The 24,382-nt window shown below is 58.6% G+C and carries 18 protein-coding genes; 2 read left to right on the plus strand and 16 right to left on the minus strand.

What is annotated here, in order from left to right; genetic code table 11:
- Nucleotides 1-71 precede the first annotated feature (71 nt).
- Nucleotides 72-911 carry a methyl-accepting chemotaxis protein gene (locus tag GTO89_RS17865; RefSeq protein WP_161262590.1) on the minus strand — a complete coding sequence of 280 codons (840 nt, stop codon included), beginning with the start codon at nucleotides 909-911 and terminating at the stop codon, nucleotides 72-74.
- A 246-nt stretch (nucleotides 912-1,157) separates the two neighbouring features.
- Between GTO89_RS17865 and GTO89_RS13335 the strand changes: the two genes are divergently transcribed.
- On the plus strand, nucleotides 1,158-1,508 hold the full coding sequence (locus GTO89_RS13335; protein ID WP_161262591.1) for a PilZ domain-containing protein: 351 nt from the start codon (nucleotides 1,158-1,160) through the stop codon (nucleotides 1,506-1,508).
- 94 nt (nucleotides 1,509-1,602) lie between these two features.
- Here the strand turns inward: GTO89_RS13335 and GTO89_RS13340 are convergent, their stop codons facing one another.
- The 12 genes from GTO89_RS13340 to pcrA form a co-directional block, all read right to left on the minus strand.
- On the minus strand, nucleotides 1,603-2,538 hold the full coding sequence (locus GTO89_RS13340) for a ketopantoate reductase family protein (RefSeq protein WP_161262592.1): 936 nt from the start codon (nucleotides 2,536-2,538) through the stop codon (nucleotides 1,603-1,605).
- A 42-nt stretch (nucleotides 2,539-2,580) separates the two neighbouring features.
- Nucleotides 2,581-3,597 carry an alpha/beta fold hydrolase gene (locus GTO89_RS13345; RefSeq protein WP_161262593.1) on the minus strand — a complete coding sequence of 339 codons (1,017 nt, stop codon included), beginning with the start codon at nucleotides 3,595-3,597 and terminating at the stop codon, nucleotides 2,581-2,583.
- Between the two features lie 85 nt (nucleotides 3,598-3,682).
- A complete protein-coding gene (locus GTO89_RS13350) occupies nucleotides 3,683-5,842 on the minus strand; it encodes an ATP-binding protein (RefSeq protein ID WP_161262594.1) in 2,160 nt (719 codons plus the stop codon).
- A 146-nt stretch (nucleotides 5,843-5,988) separates the two neighbouring features.
- The gene (locus GTO89_RS17870; RefSeq protein ID WP_161262595.1) at nucleotides 5,989-7,977 is read right to left on the minus strand and encodes a methyl-accepting chemotaxis protein; all 1,989 of its coding nucleotides are present in this window, start codon (nucleotides 7,975-7,977) and stop codon (nucleotides 5,989-5,991) included.
- Nucleotides 7,978-8,268: 291 nt separating this feature from the next.
- Nucleotides 8,269-9,816: an Asp-tRNA(Asn)/Glu-tRNA(Gln) amidotransferase subunit GatB gene (gene gatB, locus GTO89_RS13360; RefSeq protein WP_328793919.1), complete on the minus strand. Its 1,548-nt coding sequence runs from the start codon at nucleotides 9,814-9,816 to the stop codon at nucleotides 8,269-8,271.
- Nucleotides 9,817-9,819: 3 nt separating this feature from the next.
- Nucleotides 9,820-11,283 carry an Asp-tRNA(Asn)/Glu-tRNA(Gln) amidotransferase subunit GatA gene (gene gatA, locus GTO89_RS13365; RefSeq protein ID WP_161262596.1) on the minus strand — a complete coding sequence of 488 codons (1,464 nt, stop codon included), beginning with the start codon at nucleotides 11,281-11,283 and terminating at the stop codon, nucleotides 9,820-9,822.
- A gap of 74 nt (nucleotides 11,284-11,357) precedes the next feature.
- Entirely contained in the window at nucleotides 11,358-11,642 is a 285-nt protein-coding gene (gene gatC, locus GTO89_RS13370) for an Asp-tRNA(Asn)/Glu-tRNA(Gln) amidotransferase subunit GatC (protein ID WP_161262597.1), read from the minus strand.
- Between the two features lie 133 nt (nucleotides 11,643-11,775).
- Complete coding sequence (locus tag GTO89_RS13375) at nucleotides 11,776-13,557, minus strand: hypothetical protein (protein WP_161262598.1); 1,782 nt, start codon at nucleotides 13,555-13,557, stop codon at nucleotides 11,776-11,778.
- 18 nt (nucleotides 13,558-13,575) lie between these two features.
- The gene (locus GTO89_RS13380; RefSeq protein WP_161262599.1) at nucleotides 13,576-14,070 is read right to left on the minus strand and encodes a hypothetical protein; all 495 of its coding nucleotides are present in this window, start codon (nucleotides 14,068-14,070) and stop codon (nucleotides 13,576-13,578) included.
- A gap of 77 nt (nucleotides 14,071-14,147) precedes the next feature.
- On the minus strand, nucleotides 14,148-15,863 hold the full coding sequence (ade, locus tag GTO89_RS13385; RefSeq protein WP_161262600.1) for an adenine deaminase: 1,716 nt from the start codon (nucleotides 15,861-15,863) through the stop codon (nucleotides 14,148-14,150).
- A 15-nt stretch (nucleotides 15,864-15,878) separates the two neighbouring features.
- Entirely contained in the window at nucleotides 15,879-17,903 is a 2,025-nt protein-coding gene (gene ligA, locus GTO89_RS13390; protein ID WP_161262601.1) for an NAD-dependent DNA ligase LigA, read from the minus strand.
- A 27-nt stretch (nucleotides 17,904-17,930) separates the two neighbouring features.
- Nucleotides 17,931-20,408, minus strand: a complete 2,478-nt coding sequence (pcrA, locus tag GTO89_RS13395; protein ID WP_161262602.1) for a DNA helicase PcrA — start codon at nucleotides 20,406-20,408, stop codon at nucleotides 17,931-17,933.
- A 152-nt stretch (nucleotides 20,409-20,560) separates the two neighbouring features.
- Between pcrA and GTO89_RS13400 the strand changes: the two genes are divergently transcribed.
- Entirely contained in the window at nucleotides 20,561-20,737 is a 177-nt protein-coding gene (locus tag GTO89_RS13400; protein WP_012284012.1) for a hypothetical protein, read from the plus strand.
- A gap of 123 nt (nucleotides 20,738-20,860) precedes the next feature.
- Here the strand turns inward: GTO89_RS13400 and GTO89_RS13405 are convergent, their stop codons facing one another.
- From GTO89_RS13405 to GTO89_RS13415, 3 genes are all read right to left on the minus strand, one after another.
- Nucleotides 20,861-21,508, minus strand: a complete 648-nt coding sequence (locus GTO89_RS13405) for an alanyl-tRNA editing protein (protein WP_161262603.1) — start codon at nucleotides 21,506-21,508, stop codon at nucleotides 20,861-20,863.
- 258 nt (nucleotides 21,509-21,766) lie between these two features.
- Nucleotides 21,767-22,171 carry a hypothetical protein gene (locus GTO89_RS13410; RefSeq protein WP_161262604.1) on the minus strand — a complete coding sequence of 135 codons (405 nt, stop codon included), beginning with the start codon at nucleotides 22,169-22,171 and terminating at the stop codon, nucleotides 21,767-21,769.
- A gap of 44 nt (nucleotides 22,172-22,215) precedes the next feature.
- The gene (locus GTO89_RS13415) at nucleotides 22,216-24,366 is read right to left on the minus strand and encodes a beta-propeller domain-containing protein (protein WP_328793920.1); all 2,151 of its coding nucleotides are present in this window, start codon (nucleotides 24,364-24,366) and stop codon (nucleotides 22,216-22,218) included.
- Nucleotides 24,367-24,382 lie beyond the last annotated feature (16 nt).

Raw genomic sequence — 24,382 nt, forward strand, 5'->3', positions numbered from 1 at the left:
TAGCCTGAGAGCATGTGATGGCATGTGAACGCAATGTCGGCAACAGCCATGGGATAGCCGGACAACCCATTTTACATGTCTTTGGCGAAACCCTGGATTTTTTCCGCAGCCAGGGCCAATTGCTCCATCGCCTCGGAGATCTGGTGGGTCGCCTGGGCTTGGGCGGAGCTCAGTTCATCGGACCGCGCGATTTTCTGACCCATCTTATGGATGTCCTCGGCGATGCTGGTGAGGATGTTCTTGATCTCTTTCACCGATTGTTCACTGTCCATGGACATCTTGCGGATCTCGCCGGCGACGACAGAAAAGCCCCGACCATGTTCGCCGGCGCGAGCCGATTCGATGGAGGCGTTTAACCCGAGCAGGTTGGTCTTGCTGGCGATGCCGGTGATGAACTTGAGGATGTCATCGGTCTTTTTCAGGCGTTGCAGCACGGCATCGCTGGAGGTCTTCAATTCCGAGAGATGGGCGGCCAGGTTGCCGGCCGTGGCGGCCACCTCCTGGCTGGTGGCCGTCATCTCTTCCGATGACGCGGCCAACGATTGGGCGATGTCCTGTAGCTCCAGTTGAGCCGTCACATTCACGCCCATTCCCATGGCGCCGATGATCTGCCCCTGTTCATTGCGAACTGGGGCTGTAACTGCTTTAAAGGCTACGCCGTAAGCCTCCTTGGGGACGACGGTAACCTGCGGTGACCCGGAACGCAGCACCTCATACATACCGTCCCCCGGTTTAACGGCCTCTCCAACGCGGACTTTGACATCGATGCCCTTGCCCGGCGCGTAATAGACAAAACGCTCTGTGTCCGTTACCGCCAGCATGCAGTCGACGGGCAGGATGGTTTTAAAAAAGGGGGCGCTGTTTATGATCAGCGTGAGGACGTCAGCCCCTGTTGTTTCCCGATGATCCATTAGTTTGTCGCTCCTTTCCCTGTTTCATCGCTTGCGCTTAACCCACTCGACGAACTGGTTAACGAATATTCGATTTATTCAGTTCGACGGAAAAAACCGTTCTCCTGTTCCTTCTACGGGGGAAAACCAATTTATTCAAGCTGGCCTGTTTCTTTCCCAGCAACAACAGAGGAAAATTTGTCCAATGCGAAGAATGGTATGGAATCTTAAAATATTGCCACCAGAAGAAACTTAGGGGGGATTGCTGTGGTTTTTTCAGAAAAACGTGTCCACCCTCGTGTCGATGTAAATTGGAAAGGAGAGGTGTTTGCGTCCGATGGAATCGACCTCCTGGCTCCTGTGCAGATTCACAACATCAGCTTCGGGGGGCTCCTCCTCATCTGTGACCGGCCGCTAGTCGTCCATGAGCGTTACCAGATTCAACTCCCCATGGTCAAGACCTCGATCGAGATCGCTTGGAAGCACAAAGACCGCTATGGCGCTATGTTTGTGGATCAGACGCCGGAAACGACCGATGTGATTCAAACCAAGGTGAATGAACTCCTCGTCGAATCAGCCCTGTCAGGATCGTTCGAGTTTCCCGGCGGCTTTTTCTAAAAAGCCCCACCAGAAAAGAGGCTGCGCGTCGAACCGTCGCGCAGCCTCTTTTCCATAGGCATGTTTGCTAAATATATGCCGAGGGCGGCCCCACTCAGCCGCTTTGGGCGGACAGTTTGGCGTACACTTCGCCATGAACCGGTGTGGCGACACCCCATTTGGCTCCTGCCCGGACGATATAGCCGGAAAAAGACTCCAACTCCGTCCGGGTTCCCTTTTCCACATCCCGCTGCATCGATGTGGTGCTGTCAGGACCGAAGGAAAAAACCGATTTCATCGTCTCCTCGACGATCGTTTCGGGAAGGTTGACGCCCTGGGCTCGCGCAACCGCCGCCACCTCTTCCATCAAGGCGCGCAGCTGCGCCAATCGCTCCGGCTCGCCGGTGATGGCGCCGACAGGCGCCTGGTAGAAGGAGGTGATCGCGCCGAGAGAACAGATGAGCAGATATTTGCTCCAGACGGCGACCTCTGCGTTTTCGACAACCTTGGCCAAGATGCCCGATTGACGGAACAGGCTCGCGATCGCTTCGATCTCCTCGGGGCGGATCTCCGGAAGACCGGGGCGGCTGTCGACGCCGTAAACGATCCGGCAGGCGCCGCCCGATTGCACGATGACGCCGGGTTGTTCGATCATCGAAAAGATATAGCAGCATCCGTTGAGCACCCGCCCTCGCGGCAAAAGTGCCCGCAACCGCTCGGCATGGTCGACGCCGTTCAACAGAGGCAGGATGATCGTCTGGTCGCCGATCAAGGGGGCCATTTGCGCCGCCGCCGATTCGAGATCATAGGTCTTGACGCAGAAGAGCACAAAATCGACGGGGCCGATCAGAGCGGCGTCATCTGTGGCCAGGACCGGTTTGGCCGTAAACTCACCCTCCTTGCTTTTTACGGTCAGTCCTTTCGCCGTTATCGCGTCCCGGTGACGTCCTCGAACAATAAAAAACACTTCATTATCGGCTGTAGCGGCGGCGGCCATTTTTCCACCGAAGTACCCGCCCACACCGCCCAGTCCGACGATTGCGATCCGCATACGCTATTCAACCTTCCTTCGCGCGTTTATGGAGGACTTGACTCAATGGGCCGCGCCGGCTTTGAAACGGGCCATCGCCTCGGCGAAGGCCGCCGGCTCTTCCAGATGGGCCAGGTGGCCGCTATGTTCAAAAAGAACCAACTGGGCGCCTTTGATGCGGCTTGCCATCTCCTCGGCATACTGGACCGGACAGAGAAAGTCTTTCCGCCCAGCCAAGATCAATACGGGGGCAGAGATCTCTCCCAACCGGTTTCGCAAGTCAAAGAAAGGCATCTGACGGTAAAAAGCCTGATTGGGCGCCAGGGAACAGCGCACCCCTTCGGCGAAGCGGTCGATCTCTTGTTTATGGGCGTCATAGTCGGCAAAATAGAGCCCCACATAGCGGCGAAAGTTCCGGGTCGCCTCTTCGTCGGTGCGCACCGTAGCGGTGTCGCGCATCCCCGCCATGGCCTCCCAGTACCAGGGACGGTCGAAAAACCAGAAGACGTTCATCGCTACTGTTTTTTGAAAGGTGTCGTCCGTGACCGGCGTTGTCGCATAAAGGATCAGTCCCTGCAACCGTTCGCCATAGCGCAAGGCGTAATGCTGGGCGACCATGCCGCCATGGGAATGGCCCAGGAGGTACATCTTTTCCAGGCCAAGGCGCCGGCGCAATGCTTCCAGATCTTCCACATACCGTTCGAAGGTGTAGTCATTCTGTCTCTCCAGCCGGCCCGACGCGCCGGTTCCCACCGGTTCCAGGTAGACCATGCGAAAATGCTTTTCCACCTCCGGCATCCGGGCATAGCTCCAATCCAAACCCGGTCCGCCGGGATGAACGACACAGACGGGCCCATCACCTGCCACATGGTAACTCAGTTCCACCCCGTTGATCAGCGCTTTGTGGTCTCCCGGCGCCAGACAGTTCGACGGTCCGACCGGCGCGCCTTCTGCCCGATGGGTCAAGGCCGATCCTGCCCCAGTTGTCAGCGAGAGGAGAACCAGTAACCATGCCAGCCCAAGAATGATCGGTTTTCGATAGTTTGGGCGCTTCCCCCTGGACAATGCTTCTTGAAGCATGGCTGTTTCCCTCCATCGGCGATTCCATGGGAAAAAGATTCTGCTTGCGCCCTCTTTTTTCCTCCATCTTCGACAGGCGAACAGGTTACCCGCTGGCTTCAAGGAACTGCAACATAGAGTGATGCAACTCTTCGAGGCGGAAGGGTTTACTGAGGTAGTCGTCCATTCCCGCTTGGAGGCACACCTCCCGGTCACCGAGCATGGCGTTGGCCGTCACGGCGATGATCGGCGTATGGCGGCCATTCGTCTCTTCGCGGCAACGGATCTGCCGGGTCGCTTCCAGCCCATCCATCCCTGGCATCTGACAATCCATCAGGATGAGGGCATACTCCCGTTTTTCAGTGCGTTCAATGGCCTCATGGCCGGAGACGGCGAGATCGACATCAATATAGCCCAGAGTCTTCAACTGAAGGCCGATCAGTTTCTGATTGACAGGGTTGTCCTCCACCAGGAGAATGGGAAAGTGGTTGAAGAGCCGACGCTCCGGTTTGGCTCTCGCCGGCATAGCCGGAAGGGTCGCCGGCGCCGGTGTCGATTGCCGGTCCGCCGCTTTGGCCAGCAGGAGTGGCGGTGGCGACACAGTGCCCGTCATCGACGATGCTGGCGCAGTCGCCGGCAATGTCCTCGAGGATGAGATCATCGTCTCATGGGAAACGCTGCCTGCTTGAAAGATGGGCAGCGGAATGGCAAAGCGGAAGGTGGCTCCTTTTCCCGGCTCACTTTCAACAGACAGCTTGCCCCCCATCATGGAGACGAGCCGGTCGGCGATGACAAGGCCCAACCCCGTCCCTTCCAACCGGTGGGTTTGCTGGTTTTCAATGCGGGTGAAGGGTTGAAACAGTCGCTTTTGTTCTTCCGGCGTGATGCCGAAACCGGTATCGCTAACCTCAACATGAAGATGAACAAACTCCGTCGACTCCACCTCGCCCGTCACCCGAAAGGTGATCGTTCCCGTTTCCGTGAATTTAATGGCGTTGCCGAGGAGGTTGAACAACACCTGGCGCAGTCGGACGGCGTCACCCAGAAGCAGTTGGGGCAGGTTTGGGTCGACGGCGCAGTGGAACTGCAGTCCTTTTTTCTTTGCTTTGAGTTCCAGCGGCCCTGTCGTCGATTGAACCACTGAAGACAGGTTGAAGATCTCCGACACCAGGGCAAGCCGCTCCGCCTCGATGCGCGAGAAGTCGAGGATGTCGTTGATGATGGTCAGGAGCAGATTCGCCGACTCGCGGATCATCCCGGCCAGCTTCTGTTGTTCACCCGAAAGCTCCGTATCCAAGAGCAATTCGGTCATGCCGATGACGCCGCTCATGGGTGTGCGAATCTCATGGCTCATAATGGCCAAAAAGGCGCTTTTGGCTCGGTTGGCCGCTTCCGCCGCCTCCTTGGCCTGGTGCAGTTCCGCTTCGACCTGTTTGCGGTTCTCTTCCACCTGCCATTTTTCCGTCGCATCGTCGGCGGAACAGATGACAAACGCCACATTGCCCGTTTCGTCCAGCCGGGGTCGTTTGTTGACAGCGAGCAGACGCCGGCGTCCTTGTCCGTCGGTGACCCACTCCAGGGCGCGGACGAGGATTTTTTCCGTAAAGGCCTTGCGGTTGCCGGCGATGCAGATATCGGCCTCGGCGCGACTCCCGCACATGTCGTAAATCCTTCGGCCGTCCAGATCGGCGGGGTCCATCCCGTAAAACTCGGCATGGGCGCGGTTGACGGCGCCAAACGTCTCGGGATCCTTCAGGTACCAGACGTGGGTGTCGATGTCGTTGAGCAACATGGTCTGCTCTTCCGTCTTGCGCTGCAGCGCCGCCCGCACCTGTTGCAGTTGTCGTTCTGTTTCCTTCGCCATCTTCCGTTCAGTGATTGTCTCATGGGCGACGATGAACAGATTTTCTTCCTTTGTTGTTCCAACCACTGGGCGCATGGGTGTCACCTGTCCGATAAACCAGCGCTGCTGCTCCGGCGAATGGCAGGGATACTCCAGGGCGAACAGCGCCTGTGCTCCCGCCATGACGGCACGAATCCCGCCGGCGAATTGGGCTGCCAGGTCGGCGTCATCTCCCAGCGCGTCATCACAGACGGCCAGGTAGTTGGCGCCCACACCGGCTTTCGCCTCGGCTGCACCGTTGGCGCGAGCAAATTCACTCCATGCCTGGTTCACGGCAATGATTGTTCCCTCGGCATTGATGACGGCGATATGGGCGGTAAGCGCGTCTAACACAGACGCAGCGATGTGATGCCGTTGCCACATGATGAGAATCCCTCTTTCTTCCGGGGGGGAAGGACGACAGTGATTGTGATTGTGCTCGTTCGCGCATGTTTGTTTTCATTATACAATGGCGACAGGGAGAAAAAAATAGCGACCAGACAGGCTGGTCGCTTTTTCGACTGCATGGCTCAGAATCGGTACCCAGACAAAGTTTCCTGCAACCCGTCAGCGGTTCGAGCCAGGAGGGCCGCCGACAGGGCAATCTCTTCCATCGATGCGGCCTGCTCCTGCACGGTGGCGGCAATCGTCTCCGTGTTGCCGGCCATCCGCCGCGAGTTCTCCTGCACCTGCCGCAATTCCCCCAACAGGGATTGCCATTCCGTCGCCAGCGTCTGGATTTGACCGGCGACGGTTTCCGTCCGTTCCAGCACCTGCCGGCTGGCGACGGCGATATCTCGAAAGGTGTCGTCGACTTCGCCGAAGGATTGGATGCCCGCGGCGAGCCCTTGCTTCTGTTTTTCCCGGTTGATGACAATGTTTTCAATCTCATCTCCGATATCGCCGACAATGGCCGCGATATCGCCGGCAGCCCGCTGCGATTCTTCGGCCAATTTCCGGACCTCGCCGGCCACAACAGCAAATCCCCGCCCCGCCTCGCCGGCTCTTGCTGCCTCAATGGCGGCGTTGAGAGCGAGCAGGTTCGTCTGGTTGGCGATCTGGTCGATTATGAGCAGGATTTTGGCGATCTGTCCCGACTTCAAGGACAATTGATCGATGACCCGGTTGGTATCGTCTGTTGAAAGACGGATGAACTGCATCTTCTCCCGGGCCGCGGCGACAACCTCCTGTCCCCGGTCCACGCACCGCCCCGCCAGTTCCGTCGCGAGAAAGGTCTCTTCAGTGGCCGCCGCCATGCGTTCCACCGTATGGGCCACCTCTTCCATGCGGGCGCCCATGCCGGCCAATGTTCGATCAGAATCATGAGCCTCCTGGGAGGCCTTTGCCGTCTCATCAGCCGTCTGGTGATTGACGATACGAAGCTGATCGGTCGTCATTTTCAAGTTTTCTGAGGCTCCCCGGAACTGTTCCACCGACCCGCTGATATGACGGATCGTGCGTTGCAAGGTCTCGAGCATGCCATTGGCCGCCTTCCCCAACAACCCGATCTCGTCATCCGTCGTGGCGGGGATCCGCTGGGTCAGATCGCCCTCGCCGCGGCTGATGCCCTGCAAGGCCCTGGCCAATTCGTCGAGGCGGCCCATCTGGCGGTTGACGACGGTCGGCAAGACCAGGGAGATGATCGCAAAACCGGCCAGCGCCGAAATGGCCGTCACATTGCGAATGTAGCTGAGAATGCGGTTGGAATAGGCCAACACCAGTCCCTGACCGTTCGAAAGGGGCGCCACGTAGTAGGCGACCGGGTTCTTTTGATACTGTCCCACAAGATACTGCGTCTTGCCGTTGAGAAGTCCCTCATTCAAACGGGCACAGATCTCGGGAGATACTTCTGTGACCGTCTCATCGGTTCCCTGAAGCACCTTGCCTTCCTCCGATACGATGGCGACGAAGAGCACCTCTTTGCCCAAATCGTCGCTCATCTGTTCGAAAAATGCCTGGGCGCCGATCCGTTTTTCCTGATCGATCAGCATTTTTCCGCTTCGGCCGATCTGAACGATGCGCTCGTCATCCCATCCGGTTACACCGACATATTTGTAAACCTGTCTGTCCAGGGAACGCGGTTGCGCCGGTTGGACGACAGTCTGCCGTTTACCGGTGATCAGATCCATGAACTCGAAGGCCTGCTCTTTCGAGTTCTTTCCATAACTGAAATCAACGCGTGGCGCCAGATTGGTCAGCCGGGTCTGACCTGTGCTGTCACTCACCCACAACTCGTCCATGTCCCCCCGCCGCGACAACTCGACCAAGTCTTCATAGGTGGCGCCTTTTTTTACAAGCAGGGATAATAAGGTGGCCTCTGCGAGCATCTCCCGCTCCAGCACCTTTTCCACCCGTTTGCGCGCAGCGAGGGCGTTTTCTGTTCCCATGCGAATCGTCTCAGTGAGCACCATCCCCTGGGTTTTCAGGGTTTGCGCGGTGTAGTTGTAGATGAAGGCAGCCATGGCCAAGACGACAAAACCAAATACGATCAGGATGGGCCAGACGATCTTCTGTTTCACCGAATTGGTTCGAATCGGGTATCCCTCCTATCGTCTTGCTTCTCCCTAAAACCCGTCCGATGCTCAGGCGGTCGGCGCGCTAATAAAACCTCCGTTCAGACGCTATGTTGCGAAGTGATGAAAAATGCGGCATCGGAATTCCTTTTATTGGAAAATTATATGTTGTTTTTAATGGGAAGGCAATGCCGTCCGGGTGGCCGTAAAAGAAAAAAACCTCCGATGCGACGCTTGGCCGCTGCCGGAGGTTTTTTTCATCGATTCCGTGGATGACAGGCTCTTCTGTGATCAGGGTTACATCTTCGCCAATTCTTCCTTCAACAGCTTGTTCACCAAGCCGGGGTTGGCTTTCCCTTTCGTCGCCTTCATGGCCTGACCGACAAGGAAGCCCATGGCTTTTTCCTTGCCCGCCTTGTAATCGGCGACGACGGCGGGGTTGGCGGCGAGGATGTCGCGGATGACGGCGGCGATGGCGCCTTCGTCAGAGATTTGGACGAGGCCCTTCTCCTCGACGACGGTCTTGGCCGCCTTGCCGGTGGCAAACATCTCCTCGAAGACAGTCTTGGCGATTTTCGTGGAGATGGTGCCCTCTTCCAGCAGGCGCAGGAGGCCGACCAGGTTGTCGGGGCTGATCGGGCTGTCCTGGAAGCCCTTTTCGGAGGCGTTCAGGAAGCGCGTCAGTTCGCCCATCAAGTAGTTGGAGATCTGCTTGGCCCGCTCCTGGCCCTTGCTGTCGGCTTCCGTGCCCGCAGGAACGGCGATGGCGTAGGCGGCGCAGGCGGCGTCAAAGTAGTCAGCCATCGCTTTTGATCCGACGATGATGCCGGCGTCATATTCAGGCAGGCCATAGGACTGGACGAGGCGCACCCGCCGCGCCTGCGGCAACTCGGGCAGGGTTTGGCGAACCTTGTCCACCCACTCGCGGGAGATCACCAGGGGAACCAAGTCGGGATCGGGGAAGTAGCGGTAGTCGTGGGCCTCTTCCTTGCTGCGCAGGGAGATGGTCATGCCCTTCGCCTCATCCCACATGCGTGTCTCCTGGACGACGGCGCCGCCTTCACGGAGGATCTCCGCCTGGCGCTCGATCTCGTATTCAAGGGCCCGTTGGAGGGCCTTGAAGGAGTTCATGTTCTTCAGTTCCGCCCTGACGCCGAACTCCTTCTGCCCCCAGGGGCGCAGGGACACGTTGGCGTCACAGCGCAGGCTGCCCTGCTCCATCTTGCAGTCGGACACCTCTGTGTACTCGAGGATGGCTTTCAATTGACCCAGATAGGCAATGGCCTCCTCGATGGAGCGGATATCCGGCTCGGAGACGATCTCGATGAGGGGCACGCCGGTCCGGTTGTAATCAGCGAGGGAGTATTCGGCCCCGGCCAGGTTGGCGGCGCCGCCGTGGACAAGCTTGCCGGCGTCTTCTTCCATGTGGACGCGGGTGATGCCGATGCGCTTCTTTTTCCCGCCCGCCTCGATCTCGATGTGGCCATCCTTGGCGATGGGCAGGTCATACTGGGAGATCTGGTATGCCTTCGGCAGGTCAGGGTAGAAATAATTCTTGCGGTCAAACTTCGAAAACTCGGCGATCTCGCAGTTGAGGGCGAGGCCCGCCTTCATGGCGTAGTTCACCACCTGGCGGTTGAGCACCGGCAACACGCCGGGCAAGCCAAGGCAGACGGGGCAGACATGGGTGTTCTGTTCGCCGCCAAACTCGGTGGTGCAGCCGCAAAAGATCTTGCTCTTCGTGTGCAGTTCAGCATGGACCTCAATGCCCATGACGATCTCAAAATCAAATTCTCGTTCCATCGTTTCGTCCCTATCCATCGTCTCAATCATTTCGTTGCCCATCGATCACACCCCCAACTCAGGCATCCGGCTGTGGCAGCCGGTCGCCTCTTCATAGGCGTGGGCGATCTGAAGCAGGCGCGCCTCGTCGAAGGCCTTGCCGATGATTTGCAATCCCACCGGCATGCCGTTGGCAAAGCCGGCGTTGATCGAGAGGCCGGGGATGCCCGCCAGGTTGACCGACAGGGTAAAGACGTCAGAGAGGTACATCTGGAGGGGGTTGTCCGTGCGGTCGCCGAATTTGAAGGCCACCGAAGGCGTCGTCGGCGACAGGATGCAGTCGAACTTCTCGAAGGCCTGATCAAAGTCATTTTTGATCAGGGTGCGCACCTTGAGCGCCTTCAGGTAGTAGGCGTCATAGTAGCCGGAACTGAGGGCGTAGGTGCCCAGCATGATGCGCCGTTTCACTTCGTCGCCAAAGCCCTCAGCGCGGGTCTTTTTGAACATGCTGATCAGGTCGTCGGCCGACTCGGAGCGGTAGCCATAGCGAACACCGTCGTAACGGGCCAAGTTGGACGACGCCTCGGCTGGGGCGAGCAGGTAGTAAACGGGCAGGGCGTACTCCGTATGGGGCAGCGAGCATTCGGCCACCTCGGCGCCCAAGCTCTCGATGGTCTTGACGGCCTTTTCGATGACGGCGCGAACCTCAGGGTCGATGCCGTCGCCGAAGTACTCCTTCGGCAGACCGACACGCCAGCCCTTGATCGATTTGCCAAGCAAGGACGTATAGTCAGGGAAATCGACCGGCGCCGACGTGGAATCCTTGGCGTCATGACCGGCGATGGCGTTCATGACGAGGGCGCAGTCGCGCACATCGCGGGTGAAGGGACCGATCTGATCGAGAGACGAAGCGAAGGCGATGAGGCCGAAACGGGAGACAGCGCCATAGGTGGGCTTTAAACCGACGACACCGCAGAAGGCGGCCGGCTGGCGGATGGAACCGCCCGTGTCGGAACCGAGGGAAAAGACCGCCTGTCCGGCAGCGACAGAGGCGGCAGAACCGCCGGAAGAACCGCCGGGCACTCGCTCTGTATCCCAGGGGTTGCGGGTGGTGAAAAAGCCGGAGTTCTCCGTCGAAGAACCCATGGCGAACTCGTCCAGGTTGGTCTTGCCCATCATGATGGCGCCGGCTTCCTTCAGTTTGGTCACCACAGTGGCGTCATAGGGCGGCACAAAGTTCTCCAGGATTTTCGAGGAGCAGGTGGTGCGCACGCCATCGGTGCACATGTTGTCCTTGATGGCCATGGGAACGCCTTCCAGGGGGCCGATGGCCTCGCCGGCGACGATTTTAGCGTCAACAAGGGCGGCTTGTTCCAAGGCCTTGTCCACTGTCGGTGTAACAAACGCCTGGATCTTCGGTTCCAATGCCTGCATCCGTTCCGCTTGGGCCTTCACCAGGTCAGTGGCGCTGACTTCCTTGCGGACGAGCAGATCGTGAAGTTCATGGGCCGTTTTCGTGTACAGCTTCACGGGGATCCTCCATTCGTCGGTTCCGGCGAGCGGTTCCGGTATCTGATGATCAAGGGTTGGGGGTTAAGGGCGGCTCATACGATCCGCGGTACGCGGAAAAAGCCTTCTTCCTCTTCCGGCGCGTTGGCGACAATCTTTTCGCGGTCCATCGAGGGGTCGATGCGATCGTCGCGCATAACGTTGTGGAGCGGGAAGACATGGGCTGTCGGAGGGACATCTTTGGTGTCCAAGGCTTGCAAGCGCTGGGCATAATCGAGGATGGCGTTGAGTTGGGTTGTGTATCGTTGCACGTCCGCCTCAGACAGTTGGAGGCGGGCCAGCATGGCCACGTGTTCCACTTCCGCTTTGGTAAGGGCCATCGATTTCACCTTCCTTATCTTCATCATCTTCATCATCTTTATCGAAGCGAAGAATCATCGAATTGTACACTTCCTCGCAGCCGATCGGCAAATCAGTCGGAATGCAGCCGCAGGCGTGTCTCATTTGTGATGGTCACTTCATTTTATTCTTGACGAGATTTGAGCCGAGTGTTTCCGGCTCCTCGAAGACATCTTCCTCATGACTGAGATAAAAGCCGCAAAACTTGATCAGCACCCGCTTCATGATGTCCATCCGTTCCTTGGAGATCGTATCGATGACCGCGTACTGGCGGTACAGGGTAAGGTTGCCGACCTGGCGCACCATCTCCCCGCCCGGGTTCAAGCAGTGAATATCGGTCAGGGGAATCCCGTCGACGGTCTGTTCCACGTCGACAGCGCGCAAGGCGTTCATCAACTGGGCCGTCAAACCCGCTTCCAGCCACTTGAAGCGACAGATCTCCCCCTGCCCCTTTTGCGTTTCCCGTTCCGGCGCCGAAAGGTCTGGCAGCTGTTCGAGCGCTTCCAGCAAAGCCGCCTGATCGGCGATCCGGAAAATCGACCGGCAAGAACTGGCGCGATGTCCCTCTGCGGTGATCAGTTTCGGCTGAATCTGCTTGCGTCGCAACTCCATCACGAAGTAGAGGATCTGCCGGGACTTTCGCCGCCACAGGCTGAGCCAGTCAAAGGGCACTTCGCCGCCGGTGTTCAAACCCAGTTCCCGGATGTAACTCACTACCGGTGAGCGGTACCAGGGCGGGAAGAAAAAAGCGATGCCGCCGTAGCGATAATCCTCTTCCCAGGGCATGAGCCGGCAAAAGAGCAGGTAGCCCCCTTCATAGGGCGGTTTTTTCGGGTTGTACTCGGGATCGCGGATGAAGAACTTTTCCTCGCCGAAGACATCGCGGACCCAGTACCCCTTCTCTTCCAGGGAAAGGATCACGTAAAAGCCGGGCCGGTTTTTTATCCAGTTTTGCAAGGCCTCTCGCAAGGCCGGCGGCAGGTGGCTCGCCACCTCCTGCTCAAAGGCGTCCAAGGTGGTGCTGCCGCTGCGGAGACGGCGGTCAAAGACGAACCACTCCCAAAAGAGGGCGCCAAGGGGGTGGTCGGCAAAAGATGACTCCGGTTCGTCCGTATGGCGGGCAAACTGGCTCCACTCACGCTTCCACTGTTCGGCAAAACGCCAATGAATGAACTGGGTCAGCAAGGAACCGATCTGGGCTGTCTCAGCGACCGCCCGGGCGACAGGGTCGTTATCGCTGTCCCGCCCCCAGCCTTCGGGGCCGATGAGCGGGTCGTCAAGCTTCACTTCCCAGGCGTCAAGCAGTTCTTCAAAGTTGGCGTAGCTGCCTTCACGAAAGGCGTAGTTGGCGATCTCGGGCAGACGGTAGGGACCTCTCCCCGGGCTATGGCCGATGAGGCGGCTGCGGCGCAGGTCCCGAATAAGCGCGTTGAGCCGCTCCTCCGAGACGGTGCCCACGGCGATCTCACGGCGACCGATCCAGACCTGACCACGGGCGTCGCGAGCCACATCGACGCCCATCTCGATGGAATCGTTCATGTGGCTCATATAGATAACGGCCGTTCCACGCTCACCCTCTTCGGCATGACAGCCGTCTTCATTGCGGAGGTTTTCCAGGATCAGATCGGTGTTGCGCGTCGGGAAAACGCGCCAATACCAAAACCCCTGGAAGAAGGGATCTTGACCAAAGGGGACTTTCAGGGACGGCTCGCGGCGGATGCTGGAGATGACCCAGCGACCTTCCTCCTGGACGAGGTAAAAATGAGCGCGAAAGGTGAGGAGAAACTGATCCCGGCCGATGAGCGATTCGGCGATCAGGTGGACCCCCTTGACACTGGGTGATTCTTCGACCACAACGCCGCGAAGGACACTCTCCCCTTCGTGTTTTTTCAGCATGCGCCGGGTAAATTCCTCCTAGTTCCCATCCCGTTGCCGTGTGCGACGGGGCAAAAGGAAATAGACGAGGGCCCAGTCATCGACAGCCCTGGCCTGAAAGTAGGCATGCACCACTTCCCGCGGTTTTAAGGGCCGGTCAAAGAGTCGCATCATCATGGCATGCCACTGGTCTGGCGTCAGGGGATCCTGGGGTTGCAGCGTCTTGCGGAGCGCCGTGATCTCTGTGGGGATCTCCACGTCAGCCTGTTCGAGATCGCTTAGGATCTGATCAAAGAGGTTGAGCGCCTCTGGCATGGCGAGGTCGACAGAATGATCAGGCAATCCCGTAAAAAGGCTGTCCCCCTGACCAAAGGGCACTTGGTCAAACCAGTCGATCTGAGACTCGACGGGATTGGCCACCACAAAATGGACATAGATTCCCTGCGCGCCGATCCGACGGGTTTCCCATACCATCATCAACGAGATGACGCCTTGGAGCCGGAATGGCGCCGCTTTGGCGGTAAATCGGAACATCGGAACAACCTTCACGCTCGACGGCCTGCCTTTCCTAGCGTTGATCACTGCGTTGCGATTATGGGTCAAGCGGTCCGTCAACAGAGAACGGGAACCAAAGAAAAACGATTTACATCGACGAGGCCCTGATCGGTCAGCTTCAGTTCCGGAATGACCGGCAAGGCCAGGAAGGACAAGGTCATCATCGGCGCCGCCAGAGTGCAGCCGAGATCACGGACAGTTTGGTGCAACGACGCGAGGCGCCGGGCGACCGTTGCGGCGTCCTCATCCGACATGAGGCCGGCCACCGGCAAGGGCAAGGCGGCGAGGACTCGACCGCCGGCAACGGCGACCATGCCGCCGCCCATCTCGGCCAGGGTCTCACAGGCGAAGGCCATCTCTGCGTCGTCGACGCCGACGACGATCAGGTTGTGGGAATCATGGGCGACAGTCGACGCGACAGCGCCACGTCTCAGGCCGAAACCACGGAGGAGGCCGCAACCGATGGCCCCGCTCTTGCCGTGGCGCTCCACGACGGCCACGGGGAGGATATCCTTGGCCGGGCCGATGTGGGCGGCCGGGATGATCTCCTGACCAGTGACGATCTGGTTGGGCTGGATAACGATGACACGCACCTCGGCGTCTCGATCATAGGCAGGCGCGAGGCGGCCGGCGATGGGGGGAAGATGGACGCTGCCTTCACCGAAACAAGGCCTATCGGCGTATGTTCGGGCGTCACCGGCCTTTTCGCACAGCTTCCCTGCCGAAGCGACCATCTGTCCACCTTTGAACACCGCCTGGGTTTGAAAGGCGGTCAGATCCGAAAAGACGGCCAGGTCGGCCCGGTATCCCGGCGCGACGGCGCCCACACGGGGCAACCGGTAGTGGCGGGCTGCCGTTACGGTCGCCAGCTTGACGGCCAGCGCCGGAGCGACACCGAGGGAGACAGCCTTGCGCAAAATGGCGTTCATATGTCCTTCGCGCAAGAGGTCTGCCGGGTGCCGGTCGTCAGAGCAAAAAGAAATGTTTTCCTGCGTAGCCGGCACGATACAGGATATGAGATCAGCCAGGTTTTGGGCCGCCGATCCTTCACGAATCAGCAGGCGCATCCCCCGGCGCAGTTTCTCCCAGGCTTCTTCGGCGGTAACACTCTCATGATCAGAGGTAACGCCGGCCGAGATATAGGCCTGCAGCGCCTCTTCTTTCAGACCGGGCGCATGCCCGTCGACCGGCAACGCACGCAATCGGGCGGCGGTGATCTTCTGCAAGAGGTCGTCATCCCCGGCCAGAACGGCGGGGACGTTCATCACTTCAGCCAGCCCGATGGCGCCGGGAATATCGTCCATCATTTGGGCGACCGCTTCGGCGTCGAGAACGGCGCCGCTGGTCTCCAGCGGGGTGGCGGGCACACAGGAAGGAACCATGATATAGACATCCAAGGGCAACCGTTCGGCCATCCGGGCAAAAGCCCAGACACCATCGACGCCCAGGACATTGGCAATCTCGTGGGGATCGGCGATGACGGCGGTCGTCCCATGGGGAACGACGGCGCCGGCAAAGGCGGGCGGCGTCAACAGGGTGCTCTCGATGTGGATGTGGGCGTCGATCAGACCGGGCGTCACAAAGGCGCCCTGCAGATCGATCACCTGTCCATAGCTCCCTGGCGCGGGCGATGCTGTGTCCCGGCGGTAAAGGCCGGTGATCATCCCGCCGGCGATGGCCACGTCCGCCTCTTCGATCTCAAGGGTGAAGACGTTGACCACCTTGCCGCCGCGGAGCAGAATGTCCCCATTCTGTTTTCTATTCGCCGTCACGCCGGTTCCTCCCTGCTATCCCTGGTCAATCAACTGTAAAAATTCCGCTTCCGAGAGGATGGGGATGTTCAGTTCCTTCGCTTTATCGAGCTTCGATCCAGCAGCCTCGCCGGCGATCACCATAGACGTTTTTTTGCTCACCGAAGCAGCCACCTTGGCGCCGCGGGCTTCCAGCAACCGCTGCGCCTCGCGGCGGTCGAGCGTCGGCAACGTCCCCGTCAGCACGACGGTCTTGCCGGCGAAAATTTGCGGAACAGCGGCGACCGCCGCATTGGCGGCCTCCATCGGCATCCCCTTTTCGGCCAAGCGGGCGATGACCTGCCGGTTGGCGGGAACAGCGAACCAGCGCTGGAGCGACTCGGCCATCTTTGGTCCGATCTCGCTCACCCCTTGCAGTTCCTCGGTCGTGGCGCTCATCAGCGCCTCCATGGAACCGAAGTGGCGTGCGAGCGTCTTGGCCGCCGTCTGTCCGACGAGGCGGATGCCGAGCGCAAAGATCAGCGCAGCCAGGCCCCGAGACTTGCTGTTCTCGATGGCGGCGATCAGGTTGGCCGCCGATTTTTTGCCCATCCGTTCCAGCGGGGCCACCTGCTCTGCCGCCAAGTCATAGAGGTCGGCCGGGTCGTGGACGAGTCCGGCCTCCCAGAGGAGGTTGACCACCGCCGGTCCGAGGCCCTCGATGTTCATGGCATCGCGGGAGGCGAAGTGGATCAATCCCTCCTTCGCCTGGGCCGGGCAGGCAGCGGAGGTGCACCGGATCGCCACCTCCCCTTCCAGCCGGCTGACAGGGCTGTCACATTCAGGACAGGTCTTGGGCATGTCAAAAAAGCGTTCCTCGCCGGTCCGCTTCTCTTTGAGAACGGAAAGCACCTCGGGGATGATGTCCCCGGCCTTTTGAATGATCACATAATCGCCGATATGGATGTCGCGCTCGCGGATGATGTCTTCGTTGTGCAAGGTCGCCCGGCTGACCGTCGTGCCGGCGACGCGCACCGGCTCCAGTTCCGCTGTCGGCGTGATCACGCCGGTGCGGCCAACCTTGACGGTGATGTCCCGCACGCGGGTGACGGCCTGCTCCGGGGGAAACTTGAAGGCGATGGCATAGCGGGGGCTCTTGGCCGTTTCGCCAAGCAAGGGGTACTGATCCAGTTCGTTCACCTTGATGACCAGCCCGTCGATCTCATAGGGCAGGTCGTGACGGTGCTCCGTCCAGTACCGGCAGTGCTCGAGGACCTCATCGATGGTCTGGCAGTGACGCCGCACCGGGTTGACCGGCAGACCCCAGGCCTCCAGTTTTTCCAAAGCTGCCACCTGTTCGCTGACACGGTCGCCTTCGAGGTGCAGGATGTTGTAAAAGTAAGCGCGCAGCGGTCGTGAGGCCGTCACCTTCGGGTCCAGTTGACGCAAGGACCCGGCAGCGGCGTTGCGCGGGTTGGCGAAAGCCGGTTCGCCCGCCTCTTCCCGCTCCTCATTCAGCTTGGCGAAGGCCTCCTTGGGCAGATAGGCTTCACCGCGCACCTCCAGGGCTTCCAGATCCGCCTTCAGCCGAAGAGGAACGGCGCGAACCGTTTTCATGTTCTCCGTGATGTCCTCGCCGGTCGTGCCGTCGCCCCGGGTGGCCGCCCGGACAAAACGCCCCGCTTGATACGAGAGCACCACCGTGAGGCCATCGATCTTGGGCTCCACGACATATGTAAGGGGACGGTCGGCCCGCTCACGAGCCCGGCGGTCGAACTCGCGCAGGTCGCCGTCATCAACAGCGTTGGCCAACGACAGCAGGGGCACACGGTGTCTGACGGCGCGAAAGGCCGCGAGGGGCGCGCCGCCGACGCGCTGGCTCGGCGAGTCGGGCGTAACCTCTTCGGGGTGGGCCTGTTCCAACTCGATCAGTTCCCGCATCAGCCGATCGTATTCGCCATCGCTGATCTCGGGCGCGTCATGGACATAATAGCAGGTGTCATGATGGCGGATCAGCTCCCGCAGTTCAGCGATGCGCTGGGCCCCATCGACCGGGGCGGGTCCGCCCTCTCTGGCAGCCATGGGAACACCTCCACAGTTCATTTCAGACTATACCCGTTTTAGCCCGGCATATTTCACGAGCAGTTTTTTGATCCCTTGTTGGGGGAACGCGACGGAAAGCTCCTGGCTCTCGCCACTTCCCGAGGTTTTGACGACGATGCCCATGCCAAACTTGCCGTGCTGGACCTTATCGCCGACGATGAAACCAACACCACTGCCGGAAGCCGGCGCGCTGCCCGCACCGGATGAACCGGACGCGCCGGCAGCGCCGGCCATGCCGCCTGTGTTCGCCCTCTCACCGAAGGCGGGAGCGCCAGGGACGCTCATCGAGCCCGTTCCCGCTGCAGCCGTGCCCGCCGGTGCGCCCGCTCGGCCCGCATCGGCGCCCTTGGCCACCGGCGCAGAACCGCCAACGGCGCTTCTGCCTCCAGCCCCTGTCCGCACCGAGGCCGGTTCAAAGTAGCTCATGCGGTTGCTGCTGCCCGAGGCGCTTTCTCTTCCATAGGTCTCACGGCCGAAGGAAGCGCCGCCTCCATTCCCGGAAAAAGAAGAAGTAAGGGACGTAGAAGAGGAAAAGCGAGACTCCCGGGGCGGACGGTCATCCTCCTCAACCAGCAAAGACGGAGGGATTTCTTCCAAAAACCGGGAAGGCCCGTTAGAGACAGTATTGCCGAAAAGGGTTCGCCTCCATGCGCGAGCCAGGTAGAGGCGCTCCCGCGCCCGCGTGATGGCCACATAGCAGAGCCGGCGCTCCTCTTCCACTTGGGCCTCTTCGAACTGGACACGGCTGTGGGGGAAGACCCCCTCCTCCATGCCGGCGACGAAGACGACGGGAAACTCCAAGCCCTTGGCCGAGTGCATCGTCATGAGGACAACGGCGTCTTCCTCTTCATTATAATTGTCCGTGTCAGAAACGAGGGAGACGCCGGCCAGGAATTCCTCCAAGGTCTTTTCATCGGCCGTCCGGTCAAACTCCTGGGTCACGGAAAGGAATTCCTTGATGTTCTCGATGCGCCCCTTCGCCTCTTCTGTCTGCTCGGCCTCCAACTCGCGCACATAGCCCGTCCGGTCGAGGATGGCTTCGACGATCTGGGTGACCAGCAGTGACGGCGATTCCCGGCGCAGAGCGTCGATCAATTGACCGAAGGCGGCGAGGGCCTTGGCGGCGCGGGAGAGACCGGGCACTTCACCGGCCCGCGCCAGCGCTTCCCCGGCGTTCCAACCGGCCTGATCGGCCTGATCGAGCAGCTTCTGCACCGTCGCGTCGCCAATGCCCCGCTTGGGCACATTGACGACACGACGAAAGCTGATGGCGTCAGCGGGATTGGAGATGAAGCGCAGGTAGGCCACGATGTCCTTGATCTCCGCTCGTTCATAGAAGCGCAAACCGCCGAAGATGCGGTAGGGGATGCCGGCGTACATGAAGTGTTCTTCCAGCACCCGCGACTGGGCGTTGGTCCGGTACAAGATGGCGAAGTCCCGGTAGGGTCGCCCTTCCGCCTCGGACAGGCGGCTGATGGCTTGGACGATATACCGCGCCTCATCATGCTCCGTCTCCCCTTGATAGGACACGATGGGCTCGCCCGAGTCGTTCTCGGTCCAGAGTTTTTTTACCTTGCGCCCGCGGTTGTTGCCCACGACGGCATTGGCCGCTTCGAGGATCTTGCCGGTGGAGCGGTAGTTCTGCTCCAGCTTGAGCACGACCGCCTCGGCATAATCGCGTTCGAAATCAAGGATGTTCTGGATATCGGCGCCCCGCCAGCCGTAGATGCTCTGATCGTCGTCACCGACAACGCAAAGGTTTCGATATTTCTCCGCCAGCAGCTTCACCAGCACATACTGTGCATGGTTCGTATCCTGGTACTCGTCTACATGGATGTACTGAAAGCGGTCCTGGTAATAATCAAGGACATGGGGAAACTCCTGGAAGAGGCGAACGGCGTTGACGAGCAGATCGTCAAAGTCCATGGCGTTGTTGGCCTGTAATTTCTTTTGGTAAATATGGTACGTTTTAGCAGCAATTTGCGCAAAATAATCATAAGCCTGCCTTTCATAAGCGGCCGGACCCATGAGAATGTTCTTGGCGGAGCTGATTGCAGCGGCCACCGCCTGCGGCTTGAAGCGCTTCTCGTCGATGTTGAGTTCTTTCAGGCATTCCTTGAGCAGTCGCTGCTGATCGGTGCTGTCATAGATGACAAAACTCCGATCATAGCCGAGCTTTTCCGCATCTTTGCGCAGGATGCGCATGCAGGTGGAGTGGAAGGTGGACACCCAGACATCGTGGGCGCGCGGGCCGATGAGGCGGCCGAGCCGCTCCCGCATCTCTGCGGCGGCCTTGTTCGTAAAGGTGATGGCCAGTATATGAAAGGGACTCACGCCGCACTGCTCGATCAATTGGCCGATGCGGTGAGTCAATACCCGGGTTTTTCCGGAACCTGCCCCGGCCAGGATCAAAAGAGGCCCCTCCTGGTGCAGGACGGCCTCGCGTTGAACCCGATTCAGGGAATTTAAGAAATCGGTTGACAATTGTTTTCCCCCTTCTGGATGCCCTCCAACATGGCTTTTATTGTACCACAAAAAGCGCGGCTGTGAGAAAAGGCTCGCATGGCAGCCGTTTAAAAAGCTGGACCCCTAGGGAAAACTAGGCGCAGTGAAGGTGACAGGAGGAGAGACAAGGCATGCGGTACAATCCGGTCTATTCGGCTTTTGAAAAGATTCAGGCCATGAACAGCCTGAAAAACTATCAACGCCTGCTGGACGAAGAGATCCGCAAATCGGATCCGAACCTGGAAGTGATTAAGTATTACCGCTCCCGCCTCAGCCGCTGCCGGCAGATCCTGGGGGGGCGGGGGTAACAGATAGACGAAATGAACATACAAAAGGGAGTGGCTGCACGCCTCGGCGAGACAGCGACTCCCTTCTTTTATCTATTGGATGTAGCAAAAATCATATAAGTGGTCCGGCTGAAAACCAATTTTTCAAGATTGTAAATAAATCTCTATTCTTTCCTTGTTACTTCCCAATCTTTTTCCTCTCTTAAGCAATATATCTCCGATTTCCCCGGTTTTCTTTATATGTGTGCCACCACAAGGCACCTTCGCAAAACCCTCAATTTCCCAATAACGCTCTTCATTCTCCTCATCACTAAAATCGCTGATGATGTCGTAATTAGAGCGAATAATAACTCTTGCTTTTTCCTCAAGAATGGGAAACGCTTCAGAGATATTTCCTTTCCACTCAAAATCCAATCGGGCTTTCTCTTCAGTAATATTTGCTCCAATTTTTTTTGGATGATTGAAATTCTGGTAGACTAATTCCAGTATAATTTCTGCCGCGAAATGCAGCTTCATTATTTTGTATCGTTTATTCCAGTCAATTTTCAACTCTACTTCGCAATCAGGCTGCAAATTATGATTTGGCTCAATCGTATATAATACTTCTTTCCCTGTCTTTCGAGCTTCGATGATTTGATAACCGTTTATTGTTCCGGAATCTGACGCTTGCCCTCCTGAAAAGGCATAAACGATCGTCCTATCAAGCGTTATTATATTCCCTTCTACACTGGTTATCTTCGCGGAAAGCTCACTTCGATAGGGATCTATCCAAAACATCTTTTTTACGCTCATTGATTCACCTCATAAAAAACCAAAACCAATTTGGATCAGATCCTCTCCATTGCCTTTTATAGATGGTGGTTTTTGGGATGATTTTGCGAACAAACGTATAATAGCATAGGAAAGTGATAACGTACAAGCGTTCTGAAGGGCCTTTATGGGATGAGAAAAACAGGGGCTGACCAGTCATGCGCTGTCTGGTCAGCCCTTTGTCGTCACAGCTTCTCGTTGGTTTTTTTCCTTGCCTTGTTGCGCTGCCTTTTCCTGACGCTATTTATACCGGTCCTTATCCCCCATCCCGTCAACGGTGATCTTGTTGTGAAGGCCTTCCTCCGTCTCATCTTCCTTGACGACGGCGTCGAAGGTTTCCAGATCAGCCTTCTGGGCCGGGATGGTCTCCAGGTTGTTCCGGGCGCGGGGCATGAAGTCGGCTTTCCGTTCCTCTGCGGCCCGCGCCTCGGCGTCGTTCATGGCGTTGCCGGTCGCCGGCCCTTCCCCATCCTCTCCAGGAATGGCTCGCGCCTTCATGTGAGGGATGCCGAAGCCGAAGTTGCCTTCCCCGCTGAAACCGACCGTGCCCGCCGATATGACACCCGGCGTCTCCCCCTTGTTCGGGTTGGGCAACGCGTCGATTTTGCCTTTCGGCAGGTCGTAGCGATCTGCGTCTCTACGCAAAGACGAACACCTCCCGGAGCTAGTATCCGGGGTCGATCGCGGCCTTATTCGCCGGGAATCGCCAGAGCGCCCCGCTCCTCCAGCGTCTCCATGCCATGGGCCTTGATCATGCGGTTGGACAGGGTGTAGAGGGAATCGCCGATGTAGACGATGCGGCTCACGAATTTATCGTTGTCATAGTAGTACTGGCCAGCCTTCTGGTATTCCTCATCACTGATATGGGTGATCCGCCCCCGCAGTTCAAAGCCCTTTTCCAGGCTGATCGTGTACACGTAGGCGCCCTGGAAGGCGAAGGAGCCATAGGCGGGAACGGGCGACGGCTTTTCACCCGAGGCGGCGCTGTTGCTCTTGTCGACTTCCATCACCTGAACCGGGAAGGCGAGCAGGTTCTTCTCCTTGCTGAACAAAAGCGCCCGGTGATTGTGAAGCAGTTCCGAGTCAGTGCCCCGGTCGCCGATATGGGCCACATGCTGTTCAACCGGATGGGACACGTCGGAGACATCGAAAATCGCCATTTTCATACCCTGGTAATAGGCGTTTACGCCTACGACGCGGCCCGCGTCATCGGCGATCGACTGTTCGACGGCATCCTTGCCGAAGCCGATGATGTGGTTTTCATCGTAAGGGTGCAGGTAGTTGCTGTAGCCGGGGATTTTCAGTTTGCCCAGGATGCGGGGCGCTGTGGGTTCCTTTAAATCGATGACAAAGAGCGGATCGACGGTGCGGAAAGTGACCATGTACGCACGGTCGCCCATAAAGCGGACGGAATAAATCAGTTCCCCCGGCGCGACGCCTTCGAGCTTGCCAACGGTCTTCATCGACGCATCCAGCACATAGAGGTTGTTTTTCGATGTGCCATCCCCCTCGGCCCAGGCGTTCCCTGCTGTCGTTGCGATGCGGAAGAAGCCGTCCTTCTCATCCAGGGAAAACTGATTGAGCGGTCGTCCCGTCACCTCGCCTTTGCCGGTGTACCGCGCCTTGGCGCCATCCAGGGCGAATTTGAAAATGCTCGTCTTCTCCGCCGGCGAGACGCCATCCATTGCCGAACGCCAGAAAACCGGCCCATGGACGTTGCGCAAGGCCACGTACAGGTTCTCCGTCGAGGCATAGACGATATTGCCGGCGCCGAGATAGGTGGACAGATGGAGCGGCTCTTTGGGCTGCTCCACATTCACACCGGCCACGATCAGATAGTTGGGATCGGAAAAGTCAGGGAAACAGCGGATCTGATCGTAACCGACGCGTAGTTTGTCCTCCCCTGTGGCTGTGTCTTTATACCAGGGGAGGATGTCGGGCGTCTCATTTTCGGGAAGATGGACACCGAGGCGACGGTTGGCAATCAAATAAAGGGCCGAACCGATCTTGCGCGAAGACACATAGGCGCCTTGGATCGCCGTCTCCCGCGATTTCTGTGGATTGGCTTTGTCGGCGATGTCATAGACGATCGCCTTGACCACGCCCGCATAAGGGAAATAATGAGGCGGCGCGATCATGGCCCGTTTTTCCGCTATCTGACCTTGATCGCTCGCCAGCAACACCTCATCGCGGCCGCTGCCGATGACGACCAGGTCTTTCCCGTCCACATAGATCTCACGGGGCGCAAAGAAGGCGTCATCGAATCGAATGACCGAGGCGATCGCCATCTCGCCGGCCGGTTGGGCTTTCGCGATGATGACGCGCCGATTATTGACCTGGTAGATGTACTCGCCATCGGTCTTGACGATATCCGCCTCATCGACGCCTTCCACCTGCACGTTCGTCGTCGAGTGGTCTTGGGCCGCCTTGGCCGATGCGAAACTGGATGATGCGGCGTTCTTCGCCTGTGGCGCCGCCGAAGCGGGCGCCGCCATAGCCGCCTGCCGTTCGACCAAACCGGTATCCGCCATGGCGCCCGTCGTTTGCGCCGGGGCGCTGTTTGCCTTCATCCCATAGCCGTCATCACGCTCCGACGCCCGTTGAATCCATTGTTTGAGATTCTCGTAAGAGCCGACGACAGGCAGGTCCTCCTGCACCGAAGACTCGCCCGCCGCGAGGGCTTGACAGCCGCTCATGAGGACGCCGCTGAACAGGGCGACGACCAATGCCTGGCTCACCCAATGCTTCTGTTTTTTGAATAGGCCCGTCAAGGGACTCTCCACCTTTCCCATCGATTGGTCTGCACCCTTGAGACGGCTGTACCGTTGCTTTTGTTCCACCTATGATCCGCTTCAC

Source organism: Heliomicrobium gestii, from assembly GCF_009877435.1.
Lineage (GTDB): Bacteria > Bacillota > Desulfitobacteriia > Heliobacteriales > Heliobacteriaceae > Heliomicrobium > Heliomicrobium gestii.

Bases quoted from the DNA above. Each gene is read 5' to 3' on its own strand.
- GTO89_RS17865 (WP_161262590.1), bottom strand. From the start codon at position 911: ATGGATCATCGGGAAACAACAGGGGCTGACGTCCTCACGCTGATCATA.
- GTO89_RS13340 (WP_161262592.1), bottom strand. From the start codon at position 2,538: ATGCGGATCGCAATCGTCGGACTGGGCGGTGTGGGCGGGTACTTCGGT.
- GTO89_RS13345 (WP_161262593.1), bottom strand. From the start codon at position 3,597: ATGCTTCAAGAAGCATTGTCCAGGGGGAAGCGCCCAAACTATCGAAAA.
- GTO89_RS13350 (WP_161262594.1), bottom strand. From the start codon at position 5,842: ATGTGGCAACGGCATCACATCGCTGCGTCTGTGTTAGACGCGCTTACC.
- gatB (WP_328793919.1), bottom strand. From the start codon at position 9,816: ATGGGCAACGAAATGATTGAGACGATGGATAGGGACGAAACGATGGAA.
- gatC (WP_161262597.1), bottom strand. From the start codon at position 11,642: ATGGCCCTTACCAAAGCGGAAGTGGAACACGTGGCCATGCTGGCCCGC.
- GTO89_RS13375 (WP_161262598.1), bottom strand. From the start codon at position 13,557: ATGCTGAAAAAACACGAAGGGGAGAGTGTCCTTCGCGGCGTTGTGGTC.
- GTO89_RS13380 (WP_161262599.1), bottom strand. From the start codon at position 14,070: ATGTTCCGATTTACCGCCAAAGCGGCGCCATTCCGGCTCCAAGGCGTC.
- ligA (WP_161262601.1), bottom strand. From the start codon at position 17,903: ATGGCTGCCAGAGAGGGCGGACCCGCCCCGGTCGATGGGGCCCAGCGC.
- GTO89_RS13400 (WP_012284012.1), top strand. From the start codon at position 20,561: ATGCGGTACAATCCGGTCTATTCGGCTTTTGAAAAGATTCAGGCCATG.
- GTO89_RS13405 (WP_161262603.1), bottom strand. From the start codon at position 21,508: ATGAGCGTAAAAAAGATGTTTTGGATAGATCCCTATCGAAGTGAGCTT.